2 protein-coding genes are annotated in these 2,996 nt (G+C 26.5%); both read right to left on the minus strand.

All coding sequences use genetic code 4. The features are described from left to right. Positions 1-178 precede the first annotated feature (178 nt). Entirely contained in the window at positions 179-775 is a 597-nt protein-coding gene (locus EHV01_RS04380) for a hypothetical protein (protein ID WP_415745748.1), read from the minus strand. Positions 776-777: 2 nt separating this feature from the next. Continuing rightward, positions 778-2,799 (minus strand): hypothetical protein, encoded by a 2,022-nt coding sequence (locus tag EHV01_RS04385; protein ID WP_422066373.1) that lies wholly within the window; start codon positions 2,797-2,799, stop codon positions 778-780. Positions 2,800-2,996 lie beyond the last annotated feature (197 nt).

Below are 2,996 nucleotides of genomic sequence, written 5' to 3' on the forward strand. Positions count from 1 at the left end.
WTTAAAAAATTTAAAGCAAAATCATAATCTTACACAAAATTAGTTTTCAAATTGTCATATTGATGATTTTTTTTATTTCATCAAGAGTTTTCGACAAAATTAAAGAGTTTTTTTACTAAAAATTTTGCTTTTTTTAATAAATTATTTATAATAATATATCTTTTTTTTAACTTAAAGATTATCAGCGTGATTTTGGGCCTTTTTTGTGAAGATAACGCTGTCTCTTACTTTTTATTGATTTTTCAGTTGATAGCAGCGAAGATTCTTGTTCTTGTGGTTGATGATACATATTATATTCATCTAACAATGCACGACCAATTTCTCGCATAAAAATAGTGCCATAATTATCTTCTGCTGTTGAAATTTTATTAATGTCATTTCTATTTTTAAATACTGGCTTTGCTTGCAATTCTAATCCAGTAACTTCACTATTTAATATTTTTTTATTTATCTTTGGTAATTTAACTGGTTTTGATAATGTAGCCAAATATTCTTCTCGTTTTTTTAATTCATTTAATCTAATTTGTTGTAAATCACGAAGCGCTAACTCTTGTTGACGTTGTACTTGTTGTATTTGAATTTTATTATTATTTGCTAATGCTTGTAATAATTGTTTTTGAACAATAGCATCTGCCTCTTGCGCTCATAATTCTTTCTCTCGCGCTCATTGTAAAGCCACATCAGGTCTTTTCTGAGGATCAATGCCACTTGATGTCACAACTTCATCAAAATATTTACGAATTAATTCGGCTGTTGTGATTTTTTTATTTTCCATTGTTAATTCTTCACCACTTTATTGTTACTACTTATTGTTTCACTCTTTTCATTATTAGAGTTTTCAACTAAAAAGCCATCAATAACCTTTTTTCCTTCAGCACGATATTTTTCAATTAAAATCTGTGGTAATGGTTTAGGTTTTACTTTTTTATTATTAAGTTTTTTTTGATAACGCCGTTCTTTACGCATATTTTTTTGAATTAATTTTTCTTTTAATAAACGTTGATGAAGTTGTTCTAACTGACGCCGATGAATTTCACGAATTTCACGAGGATGATATCCTGCATAAGTGTATTGATTTTCCGTTAAATCAACTGTTAAATCAGGTGTTTTTGTCGAATCAGCATAATCAATTTGATAATCTTTTAATTCTTTCTGTGTATATAAAGTCAAATCTGTGTCTTTTCTTTTAGTAGGAATAAATGTTTGATTATTTACTTCTGCTATTAAATTAGATTGTTTTTTTGTTATTTTTAAATTAGAAACTTTATCATTATTTTTTTCATAATCATTACCATATTTTAACTTTTTTAAATTAGGACGTTTTTTAGGATCAATAATTGAAATATAATCATTTTTATTTTTTTGTGTTTTTTCAATTAATATTTGATTATTGCTAGCCCCTATTGTTTTAGTAGGTACACTATTTTGACTAGCTCCATTCAAGAATGGTTGCTTTTGCTTACTACTAATTGCATTTGTGAAAGTTAAATTTGGCACAATTGCTTCATTTTTTTCTACTGATAATTTTGACTTAATCTTCTTTGATGGTTTTATCATTAATGGATTAATTTGTCTAGTAATATCAGGTTCTAAATAAAGATCAGTTTTAAAAATTGGTTTTCGTTTTGGTTCTTCTTTTATAAAATTACGAATATATTTACCACCAATTTGTTTCTTAGTTTTTCCTAAACTACGGGATAATGATTCTTTGACCATTTGATCACGTTTTTTAATAACATGTTCCGGATTAATCACAATTGGTGTCTCATTTTTATCTTTTTTATGTGTGATTTGCTGCATATGTTGTTTTCACTCTGAAGGATGTGAATTCCGACGTGACAACAATTCTAATTGATTTTTACTTAAATTCATTTGATCTTTAATTTCATCTAATGACCGTGATTTAAGATCCCGATTTGATAAAGAATAATCTTCTTCTGGATGATAACCTTCTCGCGCTCGATTTGAATATGGATTAAAATCATGTTTAGTATTATCTCGTCGTGATAACAATTGTAATTGATTTTGATTTAATCCTCAATTATTTGCATGTTCTTTCACTTGTTCATTAAATCCTTTTAATGATTCAATTGTTTCCTCGTTTTGACTGTCATTTTTTGAACCTTGTGTTTGACTTTGAAATCGTCCATAATGTTCATTGCGTTGTCGGATTAATCGTTGCTGATTTGGATTTAACTTACTAATAATATTTTCAGTTTCTTCTGATGAAGGAAATACTTTATCAGACTTTATATTCTCATCTAAGGTTAGTTCATTCTTAACAACTTGTTCGGTTGGCAAACTTGCTAAAACAGATTCATTATTATTTAAAAAAGCTTGATGTGGTTGTTTTATCTCTGATTCAATTGCTTCTTGTGATGCTTGATAACCACGAACAACTCGCGATGGAAATAAGTCTTCAACTCGCGATAATTTTCGTTTTGACAATAATCTTAACTGACTAGGATTTAGTCCCATTGTTTTCTTGCTACTCGTTGCATTTTTTGCCAATTCTTTTTTAAATAATGATGATTTTTTACTTGAGGTTTTTTTAAATTGTGCATTTTCTCCTAATAATAATTTAACAAATTTTTCATATTCTTTTTCATAACGTTGATTTCAATCAATTGCACTATTTGAATTCAAATTTTGATATTCTTCCATTAACTTTAAATATGGTTCTGACTTTTTCCAAGACTTAGTTAACATTTTAATAAGCATTGTTTCATTAACATTTATTTTTAAATTATTATTAACTTCTTGTAATTGTTTTGTTTCATTCAATTTCTTACTAGCCATCATTTTACCTCAAATTTTTAAATTATAACCGTCAATAAATTCTTTTTCTAAAATTATATCATTTTTTTCTTGCTTTTGATATCAATACTTGCTTTAATTTTGTCGAAAACTCTTGATATTTATAAAATATACCTAAAATTAGGTATATTTTTAATATATGGAGGTAAATAATTAATGAAAAAAATAATTACAAAAAT

Source organism: Spiroplasma sp. hy2, from assembly GCF_044714365.1.
GTDB lineage: Bacteria > Bacillota_I > Bacilli_A > Mycoplasmatales > Mycoplasmataceae > Spiroplasma > Spiroplasma phoeniceum.